The following is a 20,522-nucleotide window of genomic DNA, read 5'->3' on the forward strand; positions in this document are numbered from 1 at the left end:
GATTGTGTGAACCCTGCCCCCTATATTGGCCGTTTTGCCCCCTCTCCCAGTGGTCCCCTTCACTTCGGCTCCCTAATTGCTGCCCTGGCCAGTTACCTGGATGCCAGATCACAGAATGGACGTTGGCTTGTCCGCATGGAAGATATCGATGAACCTCGCTGCATTCCGGGCGCAGACCAATTGATACTAAAGGCGCTTGAAGCACATGGACTGGGATGGGATGGAGAGGTGGTGTATCAGTCACAGCGTCACACACTCTACGCTGATACGGTTGATGCGCTTCTTGCCAGCCAGGACGCCTATTACTGCACTTGTACCCGAAAACAGATCAAAGCGCAGGGAGGTGCATACCCTGGTACCTGCCGGGATGCAGGGCACGGTCCACAAAATGCAGCCATTCGACTGCGTGTAAAAACGCCCATTACCCGATTTGAGGATGCAATACGGGGTTTGGTCACAATTAATGATCCTCACGCGCTGGAAGACACCATTATCAAGCGGCGGGACGGATTGTTCGCCTACAATCTGGTGGTTGTTCTGGATGATATTGCGCAAGGCGTCAATCACATTGTGCGCGGAAGCGATCTTCTGAGCACTACCGCAGCCCATCTGAGTCTGTATCATCGCCTGTCAGAAAAGCCCCCAAAATACGCCCACATTCCAGTTGCCGCGACCACGCCGGGAAGAAAGCTCAGCAAACAAAATCGTGCAAAGGCGCTGGATTTGAACAGAGTGGAAGCTAATATGCGCCAGGCTCTGGCGTTTTTGAATATGGTTCCGCCCTGGCCCGACAAGGAGGATACGCTGTCAGGACTGCTTGCCTGGGCAAGGTCACAATGGGAATATAAAACTTTACCGCAATGCGGCGAAATTATTGTCGCAGAAAGGGATTCACCTTATCATAACGGGCTTTAGCAAGCCGGGAGTACCAGTCATCATTACGCGTGTGTTAAAAACCGTTAAACGAGTGCTTAGCAAGGAGCCGTCGCCTGCTGCCGGACTTCAGGGTGTTGTTATTCCCCGCGCGGAGCACGGCATATCCCGGGACGATATCAGCGAAAATGCTCTGAAGGTACTTTACCGCCTGAATAAAGGTGGGTTCCAGTCCTACCTGGTGGGCGGGTGTGTACGCGACCTGATGCTGGGCGAACACCCAAAAGATTTTGATGTCGTCACCAATGCCACCCCCGAACAAATCAAGGGCTTGTTCAAGAATTGTCGCTTAATCGGCCGCCGTTTTCGTCTCGCTCACATTGTTTTTGGCCGTGAAATCATTGAAGTAGCAACTTTTCGGGGTCATCACGCTGATGACAGCGATGAATCGGGCAGCCATCTGGGCAAACAGGATGAGCAGGGCCAACTGCTGCGCGACAACGTATTTGGAACCATTGAGGAAGACGCAGAGCGGCGGGACTTTACCTTTAACGCCATGTATTACAGCGTCGCAGATTTCACCGTTACTGACTTCGCCAATGGCCTCGAAGCCATTGAAAAACGTGAAGTGCGCCTTATTGGTGACCCCCAGGTTCGATACCGCGAAGACCCGGTAAGAATGCTCAGAGCCGTGCGCTTTGCCGCCAAGCTCAATATGAGCATTCATAAAGACACCGCCGCACCTATCCCTGAACTGGCGCACCTGCTGGGTAACATACCGCCCGCCCGCCTGTTTGAGGAAACCCTGAAGCTGTTTTTGTCCGGTAACGGTGAACTCACTTTCAAACTGCTTAATCAGTATGGCCTGATCGCTCCTCTGTTTCCGCAACTAAAGCCTTACCTGCACGACTCAAAAAGCCGCGAAATGCAGTTTATCTCTCAGGTGCTGGCCAATACGGATGAGCGAATTAACAGCGATCAGCGTGTCACACCTGCGTTTCTGTATGCCGCGATGCTTTGGTATCCGCTGGAAGAATATACGCAAAAACTGGCCCTCGAATCCGGGCTTGCTGAACACGACGCATTTAATATCGCAGCCACTGAGGTCCTGCAACGTCAGACTCAGCGCATAATGATCCCGAAACGATTCTCTACCGTTATCAGGGATATCTGGATTCTTCAGCAGCGGTTACCACGGCGCTTTGGACGTCGCGCCTACCAGCTGCTTTCACACCCTAAATTCCGTGCCGCATACGATTTCCTGCTTGTGAGAGGACAAGTCGAGGGCGGTTCGGCACTGGAACTGGCCGATTGGTGGACCCAGTTCCAGCACGCAGAACCTGGCGTTCAGAAGCGCATGCTGAATGAGCTGAGAAAGCACGAAGGGGGCGCTCCGAAACCCCGTAGGAAAAGGCGGCGACGCCCCTCGGGAGGGAACAATGCCGACGCATAAGGAGCAGGTCTATATTGGTCTGGGCAGCAATCTGGGCGACTCCCGCGAGCACTTACGCACTGCGTTGAGTGAACTGGATTCCATCGAGTCTACCCGACGGTTACGTACATCATCTTTTTATTCAAGCTCACCCATGGGGCCACAGAACCAGGCTGACTTCATAAACGCAGTGTGCCTGCTGGAAACGACTCTGCCCCCCCATGATCTTCTGGCACAATTGCAGGGCATTGAAAATCATCATGGCCGAGAGCGTAAAGATGAGCGTTGGGGCCCCAGAACACTCGATCTGGACATCCTGTTATACGGCAATCACACTGTGGCAACGGATGATCTGACAATCCCCCACTACGGGTTGGCAGAGCGTGAATTTGTGCTGGTACCACTGTTCGAAATTGCACCTAACATGGTTATGCCCGACGGTAAGCCCTTGTCCAACTGGGTCGCCAAGTGTTCATTAGACGGCCTCAGACGACTGCGATCTTCCAATCAGCGCTAAAATCCGTATAGTGCGCCAAACACAACCAGGTTAATTGCCAGCTATGAAGAAAAAGGTAACTGTTTCAAGCTTGATGGCGAAAAAGCAGGCCGGTGACAAAATCACCGCACTGACCGCTTATGATGCCAGTTTTGCCAAACTGTTCGACGAACAGGGCATAGATGTATTGCTGATCGGTGATTCCCTGGGCATGGTATTGCAGGGCGAAGAAGACACCCTGCCGGTCACCACCACCGATATTGCCTATCATACCCGGTGCGTCAAAAACGGCACGCAATACGCCTTTGTGATTGCCGATATGCCCTTCATGTCCTATTCCACCCCCGAGTCAGCCTACCGCAATGCCGCTCAGCTAATGGCAGCAGGGGCAAGTATGGTCAAAGTAGAAGGCGGGCGCTGGCTGTCAGACACCATCACAGGGCTGGTTCAGCGCGGCGTGCCCGTTTGCGGTCATCTGGGCCTGACACCTCAGTCAGTTCACGTATTTGGTGGTTTTAAGGTACAGGGAAGGGAAGAAGATAAAGCGCAGTTGCTGGTGGATGAAGCCCTGGCCCTGGAAGCAGCCGGTGCCCAGTTACTGGTCCTGGAGTGCATACCGACCAGTCTGGGTAAAGCCATCAGTGAGCGTCTGAGCATTCCGGTTATCGGTATTGGCGCAGGTAAGTGTACTGACGGACAAATACTGGTGATGCATGACATGCTGGGAGTAAGCGCCAACTACATGCCGAAATTTTCGAAAAATTATCTGGCTGAAACCGGCGATCTTCGCAACGCAGTCCAGCAGTATATTCAGGAAGTGAAAAGCGGGCAATTCCCGTCTTCTGAACACAGTTTTGAGTGATCCATGCAAGTAATAGAGACTATCCAGGCTCTGCGTTCACAACGCCAGCAATGGCAGCAGGGTAATCAAAAGGTTGGTTTTGTACCGACCATGGGCAACCTTCACAACGGTCACCTTCAACTGGTAAAGGCCGCCAAAGCCCAGTGCGACACCGTTGTCGTATCTATTTTCGTCAATCCAATGCAGTTCGGGGCTAACGAGGATCTGTCTACTTACCCGCGCACCATCGAAGAAGACAAGGCCAGGTTAGAAGCACTTGGAGTAGACGCCGTTTTCCTGCCACCGGTTGCTGAAATGTACCCCAGAGGCCTGGATCAGCAGACCTTTGTCGAAGTTCCCGGCATTTCAGAGATGTTGTGCGGGGCCAGTCGCCCGGGGCATTTTCGCGGAGTAGCCACCATCGTATGTAAGTTATTCAACATGGTGCAGCCGGATAAAGCCTTTTTCGGCCAGAAGGATTACCAGCAGTTACAGGTTATCCGGCTGATGGTAAAAGACCTTTCATTACCGGTTGAAATTCACGGCATAGCAACCGAGCGCGAAAGCGACGGTCTGGCCATGAGCTCCCGCAATGGTTATCTGTCGGCTCAGCAGCGTGCACTTGCTCCGCGCCTGCATTTGTTGATGCAAGAACTCAAGGGTGAACTCATTAGTGGACGTCGGGACTTTGCAGCGCTTACGGAGCACTATTCCAGACAATTGAATCAGTCGGGATTCCGCACCGACTATGTGGAAGTGCGAAATGCGGAAAACCTCATGCCAGCCACAAGCAGCGATACTCGGATGGTAATTCTGATTGCCGCCTATTTGGGTACAACACGTCTGATTGATAATCTGGAAGTTGCAGTTTAACGCTGCGAGATGGCATCCGGCGCCCGCAAGCATTTCGGGCTTGCCGGATAGCGGCAATCAAGCCGTTAGCGAGTACTTACCTTCATCCAAATCCTGCCAGACCCGGTTATTGGTTGCAATCAGATGCTGTTCCGCAAGGATGGCGGCCAAATCATTGTGGCTCGTCAGAGGGTTCGCCAGCACCACGCGAAATACGGTTACGGGCCGATCAGGATGCTGGGGGGTTTCCAGCCGGGTTCTCGATACGAATGACTTCCCGGCTTCACGTTGCAGTTTCTGCACGTTCACCACCAGGCGATCAACCTTCTGATTTATCTGATGGCGCTCTTCCTTGCTGGCCGTGCGAAGTTTTTCCTGTATGGCCTGAGGGCAGACGCGATAGGTTAATATCGACAGAGTAGGTGAGGTTATCAATTCAAAGTCGGGGTGACGTTCTATCATGTGAGCGAACGCCTTGGCTTTTTCTATGCTTTGGTTAATCAACAGCTCGTAACCACGACGCCCGAAAATATGCAACGATGAGTAGACCATCATGGCCATGCCATTACGCGAACCTTCGAGGGTTGTGGCCCCCAAATCCTTGGAGCCTTCACGCAAAATATACTGTGCATGATGGCGCACCGTATTGGCATCCTCCGGATTTTTGAATAACGCCATGCCAGCGCCCATTGGAACGTACATTTGTTTGTGCGCATCGATGGTGACCGAATCTGCCCGCTCTACGCCTTTGAGACGCGCGCGATACTGTTCAGAGAAGAGCGTTGCGCCACCCCAGGCGGCATCCACATGGAACCAGCAACCCAACTCTTTCGCCACATCAGCGAGTTCATCCAGTGGATCGATGTGGCCTGTTTCGGTAGTACCACCTATACCGACAATGGCCAGCAACCTGTTGCCATCTTCCTGGTAACGCTTACCGTGTTCCAGCGCCTGGCGAGGATCTAAAGTCTGCTGAGGACATGGCAGAGTGAGTAGTTGCTGACGCCCCAGACCAAGTGCATCAACAGCCTTTGACAAAGAATAATGCCCTCGCCGGGAACACATGACACCAAGTTGCTGAATATCGTAAAAACGGTAAGCGGCTGCCAGTCCGGCCTTCGCGACACCTGCGAAGCCACCTTTTGGGCCGAGAATTTTGTTTCGGGCCACCCACAGCGCAGTAATGTTGGCAATGGTGCCACCTGAACAAAACGCTCCGAGAGCATGACGGGCGCTGTGAAGGTAGTGCTGGTAAAATTCATCCGGCTGTTCATAGACAAGATGATGCATCATACCCAAGACCTGACGTTCCAGTGGGGTAAACGCCTTTGACGTTTCAATCTTGACCAGGTTCTGGTTCAGGCCAACCAGAAGCTTTGCCAAAGGCAAATGAAAATACGGCAAAGCCGAAGTCATGTGGCCGATAAACGTAGGAGAATAGGTGTTGACAGAATGGGCAACCAGTTTATCCAGCAGGCTTTCAGCATGCGCAGAGACAAACTCTGGTGACTCAGGAACCTGGGACAGACAAAAATCCTGCTCAATCTCTTCCAGCGAGGTTTTTTTGGTAACCACATGCTGAGATAGAAAATCCAGGATGTTATCCGAAAGATGCTGTTCGATTTGTGCTAATTTTGAGTCCTTGTGCTCAGGTTTGGTAAAGACCCGAAACAAGTGCTCTAGACTGACCTGAGCTTCACCCACTAAACACACCTCTTAATTACGCGTTTGGCATACCAACACAATGTAAACCGGGAATTCAGCATTCCGGTCACACAAACCTATTTAAGACACCCGTGGTATTCCAAAGCTTCTGACTGTTCAAATGACAGTAAAACTACCCTGTCCTGTCAGGAGATTAGCTGGCGATTACAACCAGGACCTAACCCACCTGCCGGCACAAGCGTGCGATGCCTGTACCATCCATGTTGTTATACGTTGTGAAAACTTAGCACGGCCCTTTCAAGGGGCCGAACTTTACCTCAGAAAGCCCCACGCGCCAAGGCCTGCCTGTGAGGATTTTAGTATTTATAAAACCGGGCGTTTAGCACTGCATCTGAGTAGAGCCACATTAAGCTTATACCAGATTTCCAAGGGAATTGGTATTTTGCCGCGCTCTGCTATATTCACAATAAGAGGTCTCAGGAAAAATGCAGGTATGCCAATTCAAGAGGTGACGGATAAGGTCGAACTTGACAATATCGTTCCTTATTTCCAGCCAATTATCGACTTACATCAATCCCGGGTATGGCGCTATGAGTGCCTGGCCCGTCTGGTTGCGGGTAAAAACCAGACCTTTCTGCCAAACGACTTTTTGTACCTGATAGAAAGACACAACCATGTGCAGCGTCTGGCCGAAACCATGTTCATTCAAAGCGCCAATTACTTCCACAACAAAAGCGTTGCCTGGAACATCAATCTGAATGCGGCAGACATTGTTAATGAGCCGTTGATCAATTTTATCTTTGATCAGCTGAAACATTATCCGAACCCTTCCAGAGTCAGTGCGGAAATAAGCGCTACAACGGCGATGCAGCACTTTGACGACGTTCAGGCATTCGTAGAGAGGGGGTTGCAGCATGGCCTGGGGGTGTTTATCGACAGTGTTGGCAGCTCTCCGGTGAATACCAAAAAGCTGCTCACTTTACCCATTCGGGGGTTAAAGCTGGCAGGCGGACTCATCCGGGAGTATAAGCATCAGGCTGTGGTAAGGGAATTTGTTGACCATTTGTGCAAACGGGCGCAAGCTCGCTCACTTAGCCTGATTGCAGAACACATTGAAGATCAGACACTTTTGGATACCGTGCATAAGTTACCCATTCGTTACGCACAAGGGTATGTATTCAGCCAACCCCTGCCCCAGGCATTCTCCAATCCTTACCGGTAGCCGATGTACCGCGCTAATCCTGCGCTTCCTCCGGGGAGCACACCAATTGCCAGCAGGTCTGGCCGCTGGCACGGTATTTTCGTTCGAACGGGGTCATTGATGCCTGGGAACGAATTTCGGCCAGATTACTCACCAACCCGTAATGAGAAGCTGCCTGGGCGAATTCCATGAGATAAATCAGCCAGTTACTTCGAACTTCTATATGGGGGCACAACGCCATTAAATCGACCATGGCGGCACTTGCGTGCCAGCGTTTCTGAACCTGTGCACTTTTCGGGTAGGGGTTGGGGTACAACAGATAGTGGCGCTGCACCTTCCAGCCAGCTTGTCTGGCCAGGCGCCAGAAATCATTTACGTCAGCACGTATCACCCGGTAATTATCGGAGTCCGGTTGCTGATAGTAGCCATGCTTATCAACCCTGGCAGCGGATTTGTCCAACCCCAGCACTCTGGCCTCCGGAAACTGGGCGGCAATATTGGCAGTACTCTCCCCCACACCGCAGCAGGAATCGAGGATCAAGGTGCCACTCCATCCATCCAGCCATTGCTCGGCCTGTGCAAAAGTCTCCCGGGTATGTTCACTGACCGGGCGCTGACTTGCGCCAGACCGATAGCGTTTCACCAGTTCATCAAGCTTGTCGTGTACGCCGGTCTGATTGGTGGTAATGCCGCGGGAATTGCCAATCGAAGCTGTCATTGGTTAGCTCCGGATCCCTTTACCTGCATTCAACAATGAATAGGCAACCGCATAAAGCACCAGGTTAAATCCAATCAGCAAACCAATCGAAACGCCCACATTAACGTCGGATACTCCAAGAAAACCATAACGGAAACCATTCACCATGTAGACAATCGGGTTAGCCTTGCTCACCCACTGCCAGAATTCGGGCAGCAGACTCAACGAATAGAACACCCCGCCCAGATAGGTCAGAGGTGCCAGCACAAAGGTGGGCACCACACTGATGTCGTCGAAGGTTTTGGCAAATACCGCATTGATCAGCCCGGCGGTTGAAAACAGGGTTGAGGTAAGCAGGAGCGTAAGCACAATCACTCCGAGATGATGGATCTGTACATCCACAAACGCCAGCGACACCAGTGTGACAATAATGCCTATCAGCAACGCCCTTGCGACACCACCCCCAACATAGCCAGCAATAATTACCCAGGTTGGCACCGGCGCCACCAGCAGTTCCTCGACATTTCGCTGAAACTTGGCGCTGAAAAAGGAAGAGGATACGTTTGCGTAAGAGTTGGTGATGACCGACATCATGATTAGCCCTGGAACAATAAACTCCATATAGGTAAATCCGCCCATTTCCCCAATCCGGTTACCAATCAGATTGCCGAAAATCACAAAATACAGGCTCATGGTGATAGCTGGGGGCACCAGTGTCTGTATCCAGATCCTCAAAAATCGGGTGCACTCCTTTATCCAGATTGTGTTGAGTGCTACCCAGTTGTTACCTGCTGACATCCGACTCCCCTTACTGATGATTATTGGCATTCTGGCGCCCGGATTCCACCAGCCGCACAAAAAGTTCTTCCAGACGATTGGACTTATTTCGCATGCTCATGACCTGGACACCCTGCGCAGTCAGCTGGGCAAACACCGGGTTGAGCCCCTCGGTTTTTTCCACGTCCACTTCCAGCGTATGGGAGTCAATCATACGGTACTCGAAACCGTCCAGATCTGGTACTTTGGAAGTCTCTGCAATATCCAGTACAAAGGTTTCGATATTGAGTTTGGACAGCAGGGCCTTCATGCTGGAGTGCTCGACAATATTGCCCTTATCAATTATGGCAATATTGCGACACAACATTTCTGCTTCTTCCAGATAGTGGGTAGTGAGGATAATCGTAATTCCCTGCTGGTTGATTTCTTTGAGAAATCCCCACATTGAACGGCGAATTTCGATGTCGACCCCTGCCGTTGGCTCATCCAGGATCAACAACTTCGGCTCATGCATTAATGCCCTGGCAATCATCAGCCGGCGCTTCATGCCACCGGACAACTCACGGGCCCGGGCGTTGCGTTTTTCCCACAAATCCAGCTGCGCGAGATACTTTTTGGCCCGCTCTTTGGCCACCGAACGCGGCACACCGTAATAGCCGGCCTGGTTCAGAACGATTTGCAGCACGGTTTCAAACTGATTGAAATTGAACTCCTGCGGCACCAGGCCAATGCAGGATTTGGCTAATTCTTTTTGGGTGCGAAGATCATGGCCAAACACACTGACCTCACCTTCAGTCTGATTGACCAGCGAGCTGATTATGCCAATGGTGGTCGATTTGCCTGCACCATTTGGCCCCAGCAGCGCAAAAAAGTCCCCTTCGTCCACCACCAAATTGACCCCGCGCAGCGCTTCTACACCACCACGATAAGTTTTTCGCAGCCCCGAAATATCCAACGCCTTCATATTTCTGCCTGTAAGTTGAGTTTTGATGCCCTGTAACAAGAGCCAATGAAGGAGACAATGACGGCCACCAGGTGGCACTCTCCAATATCACGCCCGAATGTGTTAAGTGTAGGTGAATTCACACATTTCAACCCCGCCGGGTTGAATTGGTGGTTGTGCGCCTGGTGAGCCAGGCAATTAAAAAAAGCCCATTACCTGGGTAAGGAGAATGGGCAAGTGCGGTGGGGCAAAGTTAAATGTTCAAAATGTTTTTGCGTGGTTCAAATTAGCGGCTGGCAGTAAGCACCTGCTCGTCCTCAGACAGCTGCAGAACAACTTTTCTGTCAAAGAATAGCTGTTCGGTGTTTTCACTACGGCTGCCTTTTTCCCCCACTGCAACTGTGAGGATTTGTTCAGCATTAACCCCTAAATCGGTCAGATACCCCTTAACACTCAATGCGCGCTGCATGGAAAGGGCCTGATTGAATTTCTCGTCTCCGCGGCTGTCTGCATGCCCGGTTAGCTGCAAGCGCAGTTGAGGATGCGTTCTCAGTGCCTTCGCAACCAATTCCAGCTGCTCATGATAGGCAGGTTCAATGGTGTAGGAGCCCGTGGTAAACTGCAGGCTGCTCTGAACACTCATAACCTGCTCGGATGTAACCTGGTCGAGCGATACCCGGGTGGTTTGCAGGCGAACCTCCTGCTGCATGGCGAGCAGGGATTCGCGCATGGTCAACAAGTCTTTCTGGGCAGCGTTAAGCGCAAACCGACTGGACTCGAGCTCGGTTTCCTGCGCAGTATCTTTCCCAATCATGGCACCAATGAGCCCTGCCACAATCGCCCCTGCAGGCCCGGCCACCAGCGTACCGACCACCGCTCCCGTCCCCAAACCCACCGCTGTGGCATGTTTAACCTTTTCAGACTCAGCCTTTGCTGCCGAGACAGGCAACGCCAGGAGGCCTGAACCTGCAATGACAACGATGGCAGTACGACGAATGCTTTTCATAATGAATCTCCAATATCCAACCAAAAGGGGTTAAGTAAAAGGGCGGCCGACACTTGTGCTTCAGCTACCGGATGTATCCAGTAAACCGCTGAAATGTGGCGATCTTCTGAGTAACTTATGGCTATCTAACGCTTTTTTATGTCATATTCAGACCAGTTTATGACTCTGTCTGGCGCAAATCCCAGGCGGGCAATTGTGGCAAAATGATGGCAGATCAGAGGATTTTGTGCCTCACTCGGGGCGGACTCCGCACTGATAGGATATAGTGCCCCAACAAAAGCAATCAGATGGGTTGATGTTATGCCAAGAACCATTGCACTCGTAGAAGACGACGCCGCTATCCGGGAAAATTACACTGTTGCGCTTAAAAACCAGGGTTACCAGGTGCAGACGTATGCTGACCGTCCCTCGGCTACAGAAGCCTTCAGCCGGGAGCTGCCTGATCTGGCCATCATTGATATTGGCCTGAACGAAGAGATGGAAGGCGGCTTCATGCTGTGCCAGCAACTCAGGCAGTTATCACAATCTCTTCCCATCATTTTCTTTACCGCCCGGGACAACGATGTCGATACCATTTGTGGCCTGCGCATGGGTGCGGATGACTATTTGACCAAAGACATCAGTATGGCCCACCTGCTGGCTCGCATCGCAGCCCTGTTTCGCCGCACCGATTTACTTGCCGCCCCCAAGGAACACAGCGAGCAAATTCGCATAGGCCATCTGAATGTGGATGTCAGCCGTATGAAGGTAACCTGGCAAAGCATTCCGGTCTCCCTTACGGTAACGGAATTCTGGATGCTACACGCCCTTATCCGCCACCCTGGGCACGTAAAAAGCCGGCAGCAGCTAATGGACGAATCACGCATGGTAGTTGATGATTCTACCATCACTTCTCACATCAAACGGATGCGAAAGAAATTTGTCGAGCTGGACCCGTCGTTTGATCACATCGATACCGTATACGGTATGGGTTACCGCTGGCAGGCCTGACACACGTGCAGTTTCGATTCAGTATTCGCGTTCAACTGGCAGTTTTATCGCTGTTTTTGTTCACCATTCCCTGGCTTGGCTACAAATATGTATGGGAAGTGGAACAGTACCTGCGCATTGGCCAGGAGCAAACCATGATTGGCACCGCACGTGCAGTCGCCACTGCTCTGCATGAACGGCCAGCGTTATTCGACAGTCAGGCGGCGTTTTTACAAAACGTACGGCCAGGCACCGATTTGTATGCTCCGACCATAGACGCACCGATTCAATTAGATGGCAAACTGAATGACTGGCAGTCTGTTCGCGAGCTTAGCCAAACCTACACCGACTCCCAAATTGTGACGCAGTTTGCCAGCAAGGGCACAGCCGTCACTCTGAGTTATGATCATATGGTGGGGCGCCACGGCGATTACCTTTATGCCATGTTCGAAGTCAATGACAACAGCGTTGTTTGGCGCAGCCCTGACAGCCTGAGTGTGGACAATGGCGATCATCTTTTAATCAGTTTGAAACCCAGAGCGGGCGATCTCGAGCGGTATATCATCGCGCCCTACGCTTCCGGCTGGGTCAACGCATTTCGCCTTAACGATAACCCCAACTCCTATCGTGCCACTGGCAATGCGTTAGCCATTCAGGGCCGATGGCAAGAAACGCCTAAAGGGTACAACATTGAGTTACGCTTCCCCCTCACCATGACTTCCGGTTCACTGGCTTTTGCGCTGGTTGACGTTGACGACACCACACAGCGAATAAAACAATACGCGATGGGGACTGCCGATCCCGCCCGTCTGGAAGGCATGGGCACGGTAGTTACTCCATCGCCGGAAATAGAGCGCATTTTGTCCGGCATACGCTACGCCGACTCCCGCGTCTGGGTGGTTGACAAGCACAAACGGGTGCTTGCCCGGGCCGGCGATATTCGCAGTGCTCCCGGATATCGACCTCCTCCTTCCCCGGCCAGTGAACTGCCGCTGTGGCAGTGGATAGAATCCCACTGGTTGCTTCCACTGTACTATCACATTCTGACCCGCCCTCCGGCAGATTTTGTCGACGAACTGCAGGACGCTTACGCTCTGGCGGGTCTGGACATCACCACTGCGCTTGGCGGTCACCCGGACTCTCTCTGGCGCCTGAGCCCGGACAACAAAGCGGTGATCCTGTCTGCAGCCTACCCCATTTTCATTGATGGGCAGGTCATGGGAGCGGTAGTGGTCGAGCAAACCACCCATGGTATTCGTTCACTGCGAAACCGCGCGCTGGAAAAGCTGTTTCATGTCATCCTTGCGGTAATGCTGCTAGGCACCGCAGCCCTGTTCCTGTTTGCTCATCGGATTTCGAGCCGGATCCGCACACTGCGTGACAATACCGAAGCCGTAATCGACGACCATGGCAAAATTGTTGGCCAGTTGCCGCAGTCCCGTCAGCGGGACGAAATTGGCGATTTGTCCCGCGCATTTGGTGGTGTACTCAACCGGTTGCAACAGTACAATTCCTATCTGGAAGCAATGGCTGCACGGCTGTCACACGAGTTACGCACACCTGTGGCGATCGTGCGTTCTTCTCTCGACGCACTTCCCCACGTTCCCAATGACCAGCAACCAGAACTCATTGAGCGGGCACAACAGGGAATTAACCGCCTGAGCCGTATTCTCAACAGTATGAGTGAAGCCACCCGTCTGGAACAGACGCTGGCACTGGAAGATCCGGAAGTTTTCGAGCTCAGGAGAGTTGTAGAGGGCTGCGCGGGTGGTTACCAACAAGCCTACCCAAACCGAACTTTTGCCCTCGCCATAGCTCAGGGCGAGTATCAACTGACTGGTTCGGCCGAACTGCTTGCCCAATTGCTGGACAAAATCGTCACCAATGCGGCAGAGTTCAGCAATATTAACGACACCATTTCCATTGATCTGCGCCGGCAGGGCAGGCAAATACGTCTGAGCATTTCAAACCCCGGGCCGCTACTTCCCGAAGGGATGGGCGATCAGCTGCTGCAATCCATGGTCTCGATACGAAAGAGTTCTGTTTCTCCTCAACAGTCCCAGGCGCCCCATCTTGGATTGGGGTTGTACATCGCAAACCTGATCACCCGCTTTCATAATGGCAACCTTCAGCTCGAAAATCTGCCGGACGGCAGCGGTGTTCGCGCCTTGTTATCCTTTCCGGCTGCCGGGTAGCCGGCACACTTTGCCTGATCCGGATCAGTGCCTGCACCTCACCCCGGTTAAGGCAGGTCAGAATCCGGCGCGTTTTTAAGCAGCATTCTTTCTCTGCGTTTTGCCATCATTGAGGCAAAACGCCGCAGGCTTACCGCGGAATCTTTTTCGTCCACAATATCAACTCCGAGCAACTCCTCAAGTAAATCCTCCAGAGTAAGGATCCCTTCCAGCCCACCGTATTCATCAACTACCAGCAGCATGTGCACGTGTTTCTGAATAAAATGGTCGAAGGTCGCCGACAATGGCATGCTGCCAAGGACCGTAATCATAGCCTTGCGATATTCGGACAATAACTTGCTTCCGTTGCCACGAGCCTGGGAAACCAGTAAATCGGAGCGCAGCACAAACCCAGTAATGTTTTCCGAATCGCCTTGCTCAAATACCGGAATTCGCGAGTATTCAATGTGGCCGTGCTTATGAAAAAAAGCTTCAACACTCATCTCTTCAGAGACCGAAAACACCGAGGTTCTGTGGGTAATTGCATCCTTGACCTTACGCTCGTGCAAGCTCAGTAAACTTTGCAGAAAGGACGACTCGTGCTGGGCCAACTGGCCTTCCTGACCTGATAACTCAGCCATGGCGTGCAGTTCAGTACGACTGAGGCCACGCAGCGGGCTGTCTTCTTTAAATCCTTTGGTCAGCCATTCAGACATCTTCACAAAAGGAGTGAGAAGCCACGTCAGATACTTCAGAAAATACGCCGTCACCGGAGCCAGATTACGCCAGTATACTGCCCCAAGTGTTTTGGGAATAATTTCAGAGAACACCAGAATCAGTAAAGTGAGTACCGCCGAGATAACCCCCAGATAGGTCTCACCAAATACACTCGCGGCTTGCGCTCCCGCGCCCGCAGCACCCATTGTATGGGCAATGGTATTGAGTGTCAGTATGGCTGCCAACGGGCGGTTGATGTCGTCAGTGAGCAAGCGAAGCAATTGACCGCTGGGCCGCTTCTCCTTTTCAAGCACGGATATGTACGCAGAGGACACACTCAAAATCACCGCTTCCGCGATGGAACACAGAAAAGAGAATCCCAGAGCAATCATGATGTAAACAATTAATAGTAGCATTCCCGCTGCCCGATCGAAGTTTCACATACCGAATGTAAAACCCCATTATGAAGTGCTGCCCCGAGACTACAAGTACATTTCCCACATGCGCCACGAAATGGCTTTGTGACGCGTTTTCCGAATAATAAATAAACAAAAAACCCGTTGCGAATACAAATGACAATGACTATCATTTGAAAAAATCAAATGGAATGACACTTTATTATGAACACGCTGCTTCGCAATATACTCCTGCTCAGCTTTGCCGCTGCGCCGTCCGGTGCTAATTACCCTGGACGGTATTGCCAAGGGGTATGCTGTTGATCTGGGCGTACGGGCTCTTAAACTGGCGGGCATCAAGGCAGGGTGGATCAATGCAGCCTGGAGGGCCAGGTGTGGAATGCCGTCATACACACCGCCGCGGGCCTGTTTTTCAGTGCCCTGTTTGTGTTTCATATGCTCAAGGGCGCCAAACTCCGAGCAACCAAGCGGTCAGTCTGAGTAACCGCAAGAAGTACTCAGGCCCCTGAATATTTTGCATTTACTGCTCACAGCTGGGAAGTATGCCCGGATGTTTTCGCAAGACGGAATTTACTGATCACCGCGCCGGCTTCAAGCATCACCAGTACACTGACAATCAATACCACCGCATCCAGCACCACCAACAGGTAATTACCAGCCAGGTAGTACTCTTTAAGTTTGATAAGGCCGGCCAAAAAAGCCATGACCAGAACAAACATCATCGGCACCAGTGTATAGATAGCCGGCCTGTGCAGTTTTATCAGCATGACGGATATCACCAGCAAAGTGAGGCTGGCCAGGATCTGATTGGTCGAGCCAAACAACGGCCATATGATCATCCCACCGCTACCGTCGGAACCTCCTGCACCAAACGCCAGCAAGAGGCAGCAGCCAACTGCGAGCAGAGTTGCAAAACTGCCATTCTTCATGAAATCAAGCTGGTAAATATCGCCCCATTCCTGAATGATGTAACGCTGCAAACGCACCCCCGAATCCATCGTGGTGCCGGCAAACAATACCACCATCACGGCCAGTATGGTGGAGGAAAAGTCAACCGGAAGCCCCCAACCCTGCTGAATGAGATTTGCACCACCGGTAATAAATGCATTCACGCTGCCTGCACCCAGGTGGCTGTATATTTCGTGCCATTCCTGGGGCGACGCCGCCAGGGCAACCCCGCTGACTGCGACTATGGTGATCAGCGCCAGTGAGCCCTCACCAATCGCCCCAAGATAACCAACAAAACGGGCATCGGGTTCCTTATCCAGTTGCTTTGAACTGGTGCCGGAAGCGACAATGCCATGAAATCCACTCACTGCACCGCAGGCAATGGTAACAAACAACAATGGAATAATGCTGGGAGTACTTTCTGCAAGTGAAGTGTTAAAGGCAGGTGCAGTAATATCCGGCATAGCCAGAAACACAGCGCCATACAGCAGCAACAAACCAACCAGAAGTTGCATCCCATTAATAAAATCCCTTGGCTGAAGAAGCATCCAGACCGGTAGCAGAGAAGCTATCGCTGCGTAAACGAACAGAATGATGATCCAGTTGGCCTTATCTGACAGACCAAACATGGATTCCGGCAGACTCAGCGGTATGTAACTGCCGGCATAAACCGACGCATACAGAATCGCTATACCGATAATACAAAGGGGAACAAGCGGAAACTGACGCTTGAGGAACTGGCCAATTACCAACGCTACCGCTATGGCGGTCCAGGCAGGAAATACAGCGTTAGGCTGGGCGACAAAGGAATTCGCAATCACCACTCCGAATACCGCATTGACCATTAACAGCACCAGAAACACCACTATCATAAACAACGAGCGAGTGCGTTTGCCCACCACATTTTCAGACAGCGCGCCCATGGATTTGCCTTTGTGCCGGGCGCTTGCCCACAAGGCTCCCATATCGTGTACGCCGGCAAAAAAGATGGTTCCGAAAACCACCCACAGCACCGCAGGTACCCAACCCCAGTAAACTGCAATCGCTGGCCCGACGATCGGTGCGGCGCCGGCGACAGAAGTAAAATGGTGGCCCCACAGAACCACCTTGTTAGTCGGCACAAAATCTTTACCGTCCCGCAATTCATGTGCTGGGGTAACGAATCGGTTATCCAGTTGAAAAATGCGAGTGGCAATAAATCTGGAATAGAACAGCCATCCCAGTAACATTCCCACTATACCCAGCAAAACAATGGTGATTGACTGCATAGCCTCGCCTCGATTGTTGAAAAGCTCTAATTAACAGCAGCTTCGGTAAACATGAATCCCTACAGTGTAGACCGATTCTGTTCAACTGTCTTAACCAGCGAGTCATCCTGTTTTGCCAGGTTATTCAACAACCTTAAACTGCGCAAACACGCCAGACGCGGAAGACGTGCCCACTTGCAGCCGAAAATCTCCCGGCTCAACCTTGGTCACATTGTCCTTGCCGGTAAAGGCAAGAAGATCTGGCGTCACGGTAAAGCTGACACGACGACTTTCCCCGGGTTTCAGCTCAATTTTTTCAAAGCCTTTGAGTTCATTGGCAGGTCGGATCACCGAACCGATCATATCCTGGATATACAATTGCACCACCTCCTTGGCAGTGTAATCACCAGTATTGGTAACCATTACAGAAGCCTCAAAGGATTCTCCTGCCTTCACCTGGCTGCTGGACAATACCAACTCAGAATATTCAAAATCTGCGTAACTTAAGCCAAAACCGAATGGATAGAGAGGATCTCCACCCATAAACATATAGGCCTTTTTAAAATTGATGTTTTTCTGGCTGTAATGAAATGGCAACTGGCCAATGTGTTTGGGCACGGTTACGGGCAGCTTACCGGACGGTACAGCCTGACCAACTACCATTTTGGCGACAGCCAGATCGCCCTGTTCACTGAGGTCCCAGGTATCCAGGATCGCATCGGCATGCTCAGCAAACTCCGTTATCGCCAGCGTTCTGCGATGCTTCAATACCACGATCACAGGTTTGCCCAGAGCTTTAACCCGGCGCACCAGTTCGTTCTGCAACCCCACAGGCTGAATACTGGCACGGTCACCCAACCCGCGGGCAAAATAGGCCTCTTTGGAGGTGTATTCATCCCCGCCCAGAAACAGTAATACCACATCACCCTGACTGGCAGCATCGACGGCCCGTTCCAGTCCGGCCCGATTCACCTCATCAGGTAACACCTTGGGTTCATATTTGTTTTGATCGGTCAGCTCAAAGCCCTGCTCGATGACGAAAGCAACCTTGTCTCCCAATACCTTTCTGAAATGAAGTTCGGTTTGATCGCCCAGCAAAGGGCCGATTAAAGCAATCGTCGCTTTTTCAGCATGCTTCAACGGTAAGGTGTGCCTGTCGTTCTTCAGCAGAATGATGGATTCCAGATCTGCCTCATGCGCCAACGCCAGCGATGCTGGAGTTCGCACATTGCCAGGCACCTTGCTGACATCAATGTAAGGGTTATCAAACAAACCCAGAATAAACTTGGTCCGCAACACATGGCGCACTGCCTCATCGATCTGTGCAATTATGTCAGGCTTACCTTTTGCCAGCCTGGGCAAATAGGCATAGGCATCCTCTGCGTACAGATCAATATCCAGCCCGGCATTCAGACCCATTAAGGCAGCATCATCGGGTGTTTCTGCAACCCCCATGAAGTAGTGCAGACGGGCTATATCGTTTGAATCGGATACCGTATAGCCTTGAAAGCCCCATTCATCACGCAGTAAATCCGTTAGCAAAGCACGATTTCCATGGCTCGCAATCCCATTAAGATCACCATGTGAAGCCATAATGCCCAGAGTGTGCGCCTGCTGAACGGCAGCTTTGAACGGTGGTAAAATTTCATCTTTTAGTGTGCGTTCAGAAATCTGAATGGAAGCAAAGTTACGCCCGCCTTCCACCTGGCCATAACCCGCGAAGTGTTTTGTAACAGCGCCGATATGGGTACCGTCCATCAGGCCCGTAAAATCGCCCTGCACGCCGGTTACAGCCGCAACCACCATCTGGGTAGTGAGGAAGGTGTCCTCACTGTACCCTTCACTCATACGCCCAAATCGTGGATCGCGCATAATGTCCGCCTCCGGCGAGTGACACATGTGCAGCCCCCTGAGCCGGGCTTCTCGACCGATTGTGTCCCATACCCTTTTCACCAGATTCGGGTTCCATGTTGCGGCCATATTCATCGGCCGTCCAAAGCGGGTTGTTCCGGTTGCATCTACCCCGTTATAAGCTTCGGTAATGAACATGGCAGGAATGCCCAATCGACTATTTTCGATAATGTATTTCTGTAACTGATTGTTGTGCAGGCTGGCCTGTTCCGGACTGAGAAATTCACCAGGATTTTTAATGCCTGCAATACCTAATGCCAGCTTCTGCTTTACTACATCAGACAGCACCAACTTGCTGTCCTCGGAATGCTCAACGCCCAGACTGGCGTGAAATATCCGCATTTGCGCGACTTTTTCCTCCAGCGTCATCTGACTCAGCAGGGATTCCACTTTGAGATCAATCTCAGCTTCCTTTTGTTCAGAAAGGGGCATTGAAGTCGCCACAAAAGAAGCCACACATCCGAACAGACACAGAGAAGCGCACACGACTTCCATTAAGTGTCTGAGCCCTCGGTGTTTGTATTGAGTTAACTGCACGAATCGTCACCCTTTTTAACGTTTTATTATCACTCCATTAAACCACCACAAGCAACCAAATCCAAGATCTATAGATCATTAAAACTCATATTCAGTCATAAAAAGTACGCTACTTGCTATTGGTACCGTTGCTACTGATTTCACATAATGCCTTTCAGATTCGTTACACAAAAAATCAACGCATGCTTTTCAAGCGGCGCATCTACAATAATCTTGAATGCAGCAGGATAATGGACTAGCGCTTTTTTGGTGTGCTGTTTTCGTGCAAAAAGCCGAAAAAAATTGTTAGCTTGAAGGATGGGTTATGGCAGTAAGAAAGTGGGTTATTCAATATGCCTTGGCACTGCCATTGGCTTTTGTGGTTCTCGGCGGGATTCAGTTTCTGAAAGGCAAGGATATCGGATACTGCTTGGAATTTGGCTTGCTTTGGTCGGTATTGTCGGTATCAGTATTTGCCGGAACACGCATCTACTATTACCGCAAGGGTATGTACTGTGCCGTTTGCAACGACCTTCCGGCCAACAATCCCAATACAGAAAAGTAAATTTCCCTGGCCAGGCCTTAGCACAGACCAGACAATGTCACAGGGAGCCCAAGGCACAAAAAAGGCCACCTAAGTGACCTTTCTTTGACTCTGTTGGTAGCTTAGATTATTCAATAATCTTGGAAACTACGCCAGCGCCTACGGTTCTTCCACCTTCACGGATTGCGAAACGCAGACCTTCGTCCATCGCGATTGGAGCAATCAGCTCAACAACGAACTTCAGGTTGTCGCCAGGCATTACCATTTCTACGCCTTCTGGCAGCTCTACAGCACCAG

General features: G+C 51.5%; 19 protein-coding genes. 10 read left to right on the forward strand and 9 right to left on the reverse strand.

What is annotated here, in order from left to right; translation table 11 throughout:
- The first annotated feature begins 6 nt into the window (after positions 1-6).
- The 5 genes from gluQRS to panC all read left to right on the forward strand — a co-directional run bounded on the left by gluQRS (position 7) and on the right by panC (position 4,515).
- Positions 7-915 (forward strand): tRNA glutamyl-Q(34) synthetase GluQRS, encoded by a 909-nt coding sequence (gluQRS, locus tag DXV75_RS15375; RefSeq protein ID WP_115594309.1) that lies wholly within the window; start codon positions 7-9, stop codon positions 913-915.
- Between the two features lie 100 nt (positions 916-1,015).
- The gene (pcnB, locus tag DXV75_RS15380) at positions 1,016-2,326 is read left to right on the forward strand and encodes a polynucleotide adenylyltransferase PcnB (RefSeq protein WP_115594336.1); all 1,311 of its coding nucleotides are present in this window, start codon (positions 1,016-1,018) and stop codon (positions 2,324-2,326) included.
- Entirely contained in the window at positions 2,313-2,822 is a 510-nt protein-coding gene (gene folK, locus DXV75_RS15385) for a 2-amino-4-hydroxy-6-hydroxymethyldihydropteridine diphosphokinase (protein ID WP_115594310.1), read from the forward strand. Before pcnB ends, folK begins: the two co-directional genes overlap by 14 nt.
- Positions 2,823-2,865: 43 nt before the next feature.
- On the forward strand, positions 2,866-3,663 hold the full coding sequence (gene panB / locus DXV75_RS15390) for a 3-methyl-2-oxobutanoate hydroxymethyltransferase (RefSeq protein ID WP_115594311.1): 798 nt from the start codon (positions 2,866-2,868) through the stop codon (positions 3,661-3,663).
- Between the two features lie 3 nt (positions 3,664-3,666).
- The gene (gene panC, locus DXV75_RS15395; protein WP_115594312.1) at positions 3,667-4,515 is read left to right on the forward strand and encodes a pantoate--beta-alanine ligase; all 849 of its coding nucleotides are present in this window, start codon (positions 3,667-3,669) and stop codon (positions 4,513-4,515) included.
- Between the two features lie 57 nt (positions 4,516-4,572).
- Here the strand turns inward: panC and panP are convergent, their stop codons facing one another.
- Positions 4,573-6,198 carry a pyridoxal-dependent aspartate 1-decarboxylase PanP gene (gene panP / locus DXV75_RS15400; protein WP_115594313.1) on the reverse strand — a complete coding sequence of 542 codons (1,626 nt, stop codon included), beginning with the start codon at positions 6,196-6,198 and terminating at the stop codon, positions 4,573-4,575.
- 454 nt (positions 6,199-6,652) lie between these two features.
- Here panP and DXV75_RS15405 point away from each other — a divergent pair, with 454 nt between their 5' ends.
- On the forward strand, positions 6,653-7,381 hold the full coding sequence (locus DXV75_RS15405; protein WP_115594314.1) for an EAL domain-containing protein: 729 nt from the start codon (positions 6,653-6,655) through the stop codon (positions 7,379-7,381).
- A 13-nt stretch (positions 7,382-7,394) separates the two neighbouring features.
- On the opposite strand, the gene trmB is transcribed toward DXV75_RS15405, so the two are convergent.
- The 4 genes from trmB to pdsO all read right to left on the reverse strand — a co-directional run bounded on the left by trmB (position 7,395) and on the right by pdsO (position 10,783).
- The gene (gene trmB, locus DXV75_RS15410) at positions 7,395-8,078 is read right to left on the reverse strand and encodes a tRNA (guanine(46)-N(7))-methyltransferase TrmB (RefSeq protein ID WP_115594315.1); all 684 of its coding nucleotides are present in this window, start codon (positions 8,076-8,078) and stop codon (positions 7,395-7,397) included.
- Between the two features lie 3 nt (positions 8,079-8,081).
- Positions 8,082-8,855, reverse strand: a complete 774-nt coding sequence (locus DXV75_RS15415; RefSeq protein WP_115594316.1) for an ABC transporter permease — start codon at positions 8,853-8,855, stop codon at positions 8,082-8,084.
- A 10-nt stretch (positions 8,856-8,865) separates the two neighbouring features.
- A complete protein-coding gene (locus DXV75_RS15420; protein ID WP_115594317.1) occupies positions 8,866-9,798 on the reverse strand; it encodes an ABC transporter ATP-binding protein in 933 nt (310 codons plus the stop codon).
- Positions 9,799-10,063: 265 nt separating this feature from the next.
- Positions 10,064-10,783 (reverse strand): sortase-associated OmpA-like protein PdsO, encoded by a 720-nt coding sequence (pdsO, locus tag DXV75_RS15425; RefSeq protein ID WP_115594318.1) that lies wholly within the window; start codon positions 10,781-10,783, stop codon positions 10,064-10,066.
- A 300-nt stretch (positions 10,784-11,083) separates the two neighbouring features.
- Between pdsO and pdsR the strand changes: the two genes are divergently transcribed.
- Together pdsR and pdsS are read left to right on the forward strand one after the other, a co-directional pair.
- Complete coding sequence (pdsR, locus tag DXV75_RS15435; protein ID WP_115594320.1) at positions 11,084-11,773, forward strand: proteobacterial dedicated sortase system response regulator; 690 nt, start codon at positions 11,084-11,086, stop codon at positions 11,771-11,773.
- A 5-nt stretch (positions 11,774-11,778) separates the two neighbouring features.
- A complete protein-coding gene (pdsS, locus tag DXV75_RS15440) occupies positions 11,779-13,947 on the forward strand; it encodes a proteobacterial dedicated sortase system histidine kinase (RefSeq protein ID WP_115594321.1) in 2,169 nt (722 codons plus the stop codon).
- 47 nt (positions 13,948-13,994) lie between these two features.
- Here the strand turns inward: pdsS and DXV75_RS15445 are convergent, their stop codons facing one another.
- Positions 13,995-15,059 (reverse strand): CNNM domain-containing protein, encoded by a 1,065-nt coding sequence (locus tag DXV75_RS15445; protein ID WP_115594322.1) that lies wholly within the window; start codon positions 15,057-15,059, stop codon positions 13,995-13,997.
- A 259-nt stretch (positions 15,060-15,318) separates the two neighbouring features.
- On the opposite strand from DXV75_RS15445, the gene DXV75_RS17330 reads away from it, so the two are divergent.
- Complete coding sequence (locus DXV75_RS17330; RefSeq protein WP_483964193.1) at positions 15,319-15,543, forward strand: FAD:protein FMN transferase; 225 nt, start codon at positions 15,319-15,321, stop codon at positions 15,541-15,543.
- 43 nt (positions 15,544-15,586) lie between these two features.
- Here the strand turns inward: DXV75_RS17330 and DXV75_RS15455 are convergent, their stop codons facing one another.
- The gene (locus DXV75_RS15455) at positions 15,587-17,275 is read right to left on the reverse strand and encodes a carbon starvation CstA family protein (RefSeq protein WP_115594324.1); all 1,689 of its coding nucleotides are present in this window, start codon (positions 17,273-17,275) and stop codon (positions 15,587-15,589) included.
- 120 nt (positions 17,276-17,395) lie between these two features.
- On the reverse strand, positions 17,396-19,702 hold the full coding sequence (locus DXV75_RS15460) for a glycoside hydrolase family 3 N-terminal domain-containing protein (protein WP_220272540.1): 2,307 nt from the start codon (positions 19,700-19,702) through the stop codon (positions 17,396-17,398).
- Between the two features lie 304 nt (positions 19,703-20,006).
- Here DXV75_RS15460 and DXV75_RS15465 point away from each other — a divergent pair, with 304 nt between their 5' ends.
- Entirely contained in the window at positions 20,007-20,246 is a 240-nt protein-coding gene (locus DXV75_RS15465; RefSeq protein WP_115594326.1) for a hypothetical protein, read from the forward strand.
- A gap of 106 nt (positions 20,247-20,352) precedes the next feature.
- Here the strand turns inward: DXV75_RS15465 and DXV75_RS15470 are convergent.
- Positions 20,353-20,522: EF-Tu C-terminal domain-related protein (locus tag DXV75_RS15470; RefSeq protein WP_483964194.1), on the reverse strand; the 170-nt coding region annotated here is incomplete at its 5' end.

Source organism: Alteromonas aestuariivivens (genome assembly GCF_003367475.1).
Lineage (GTDB): Bacteria > Pseudomonadota > Gammaproteobacteria > Enterobacterales > Alteromonadaceae > Alteromonas > Alteromonas aestuariivivens.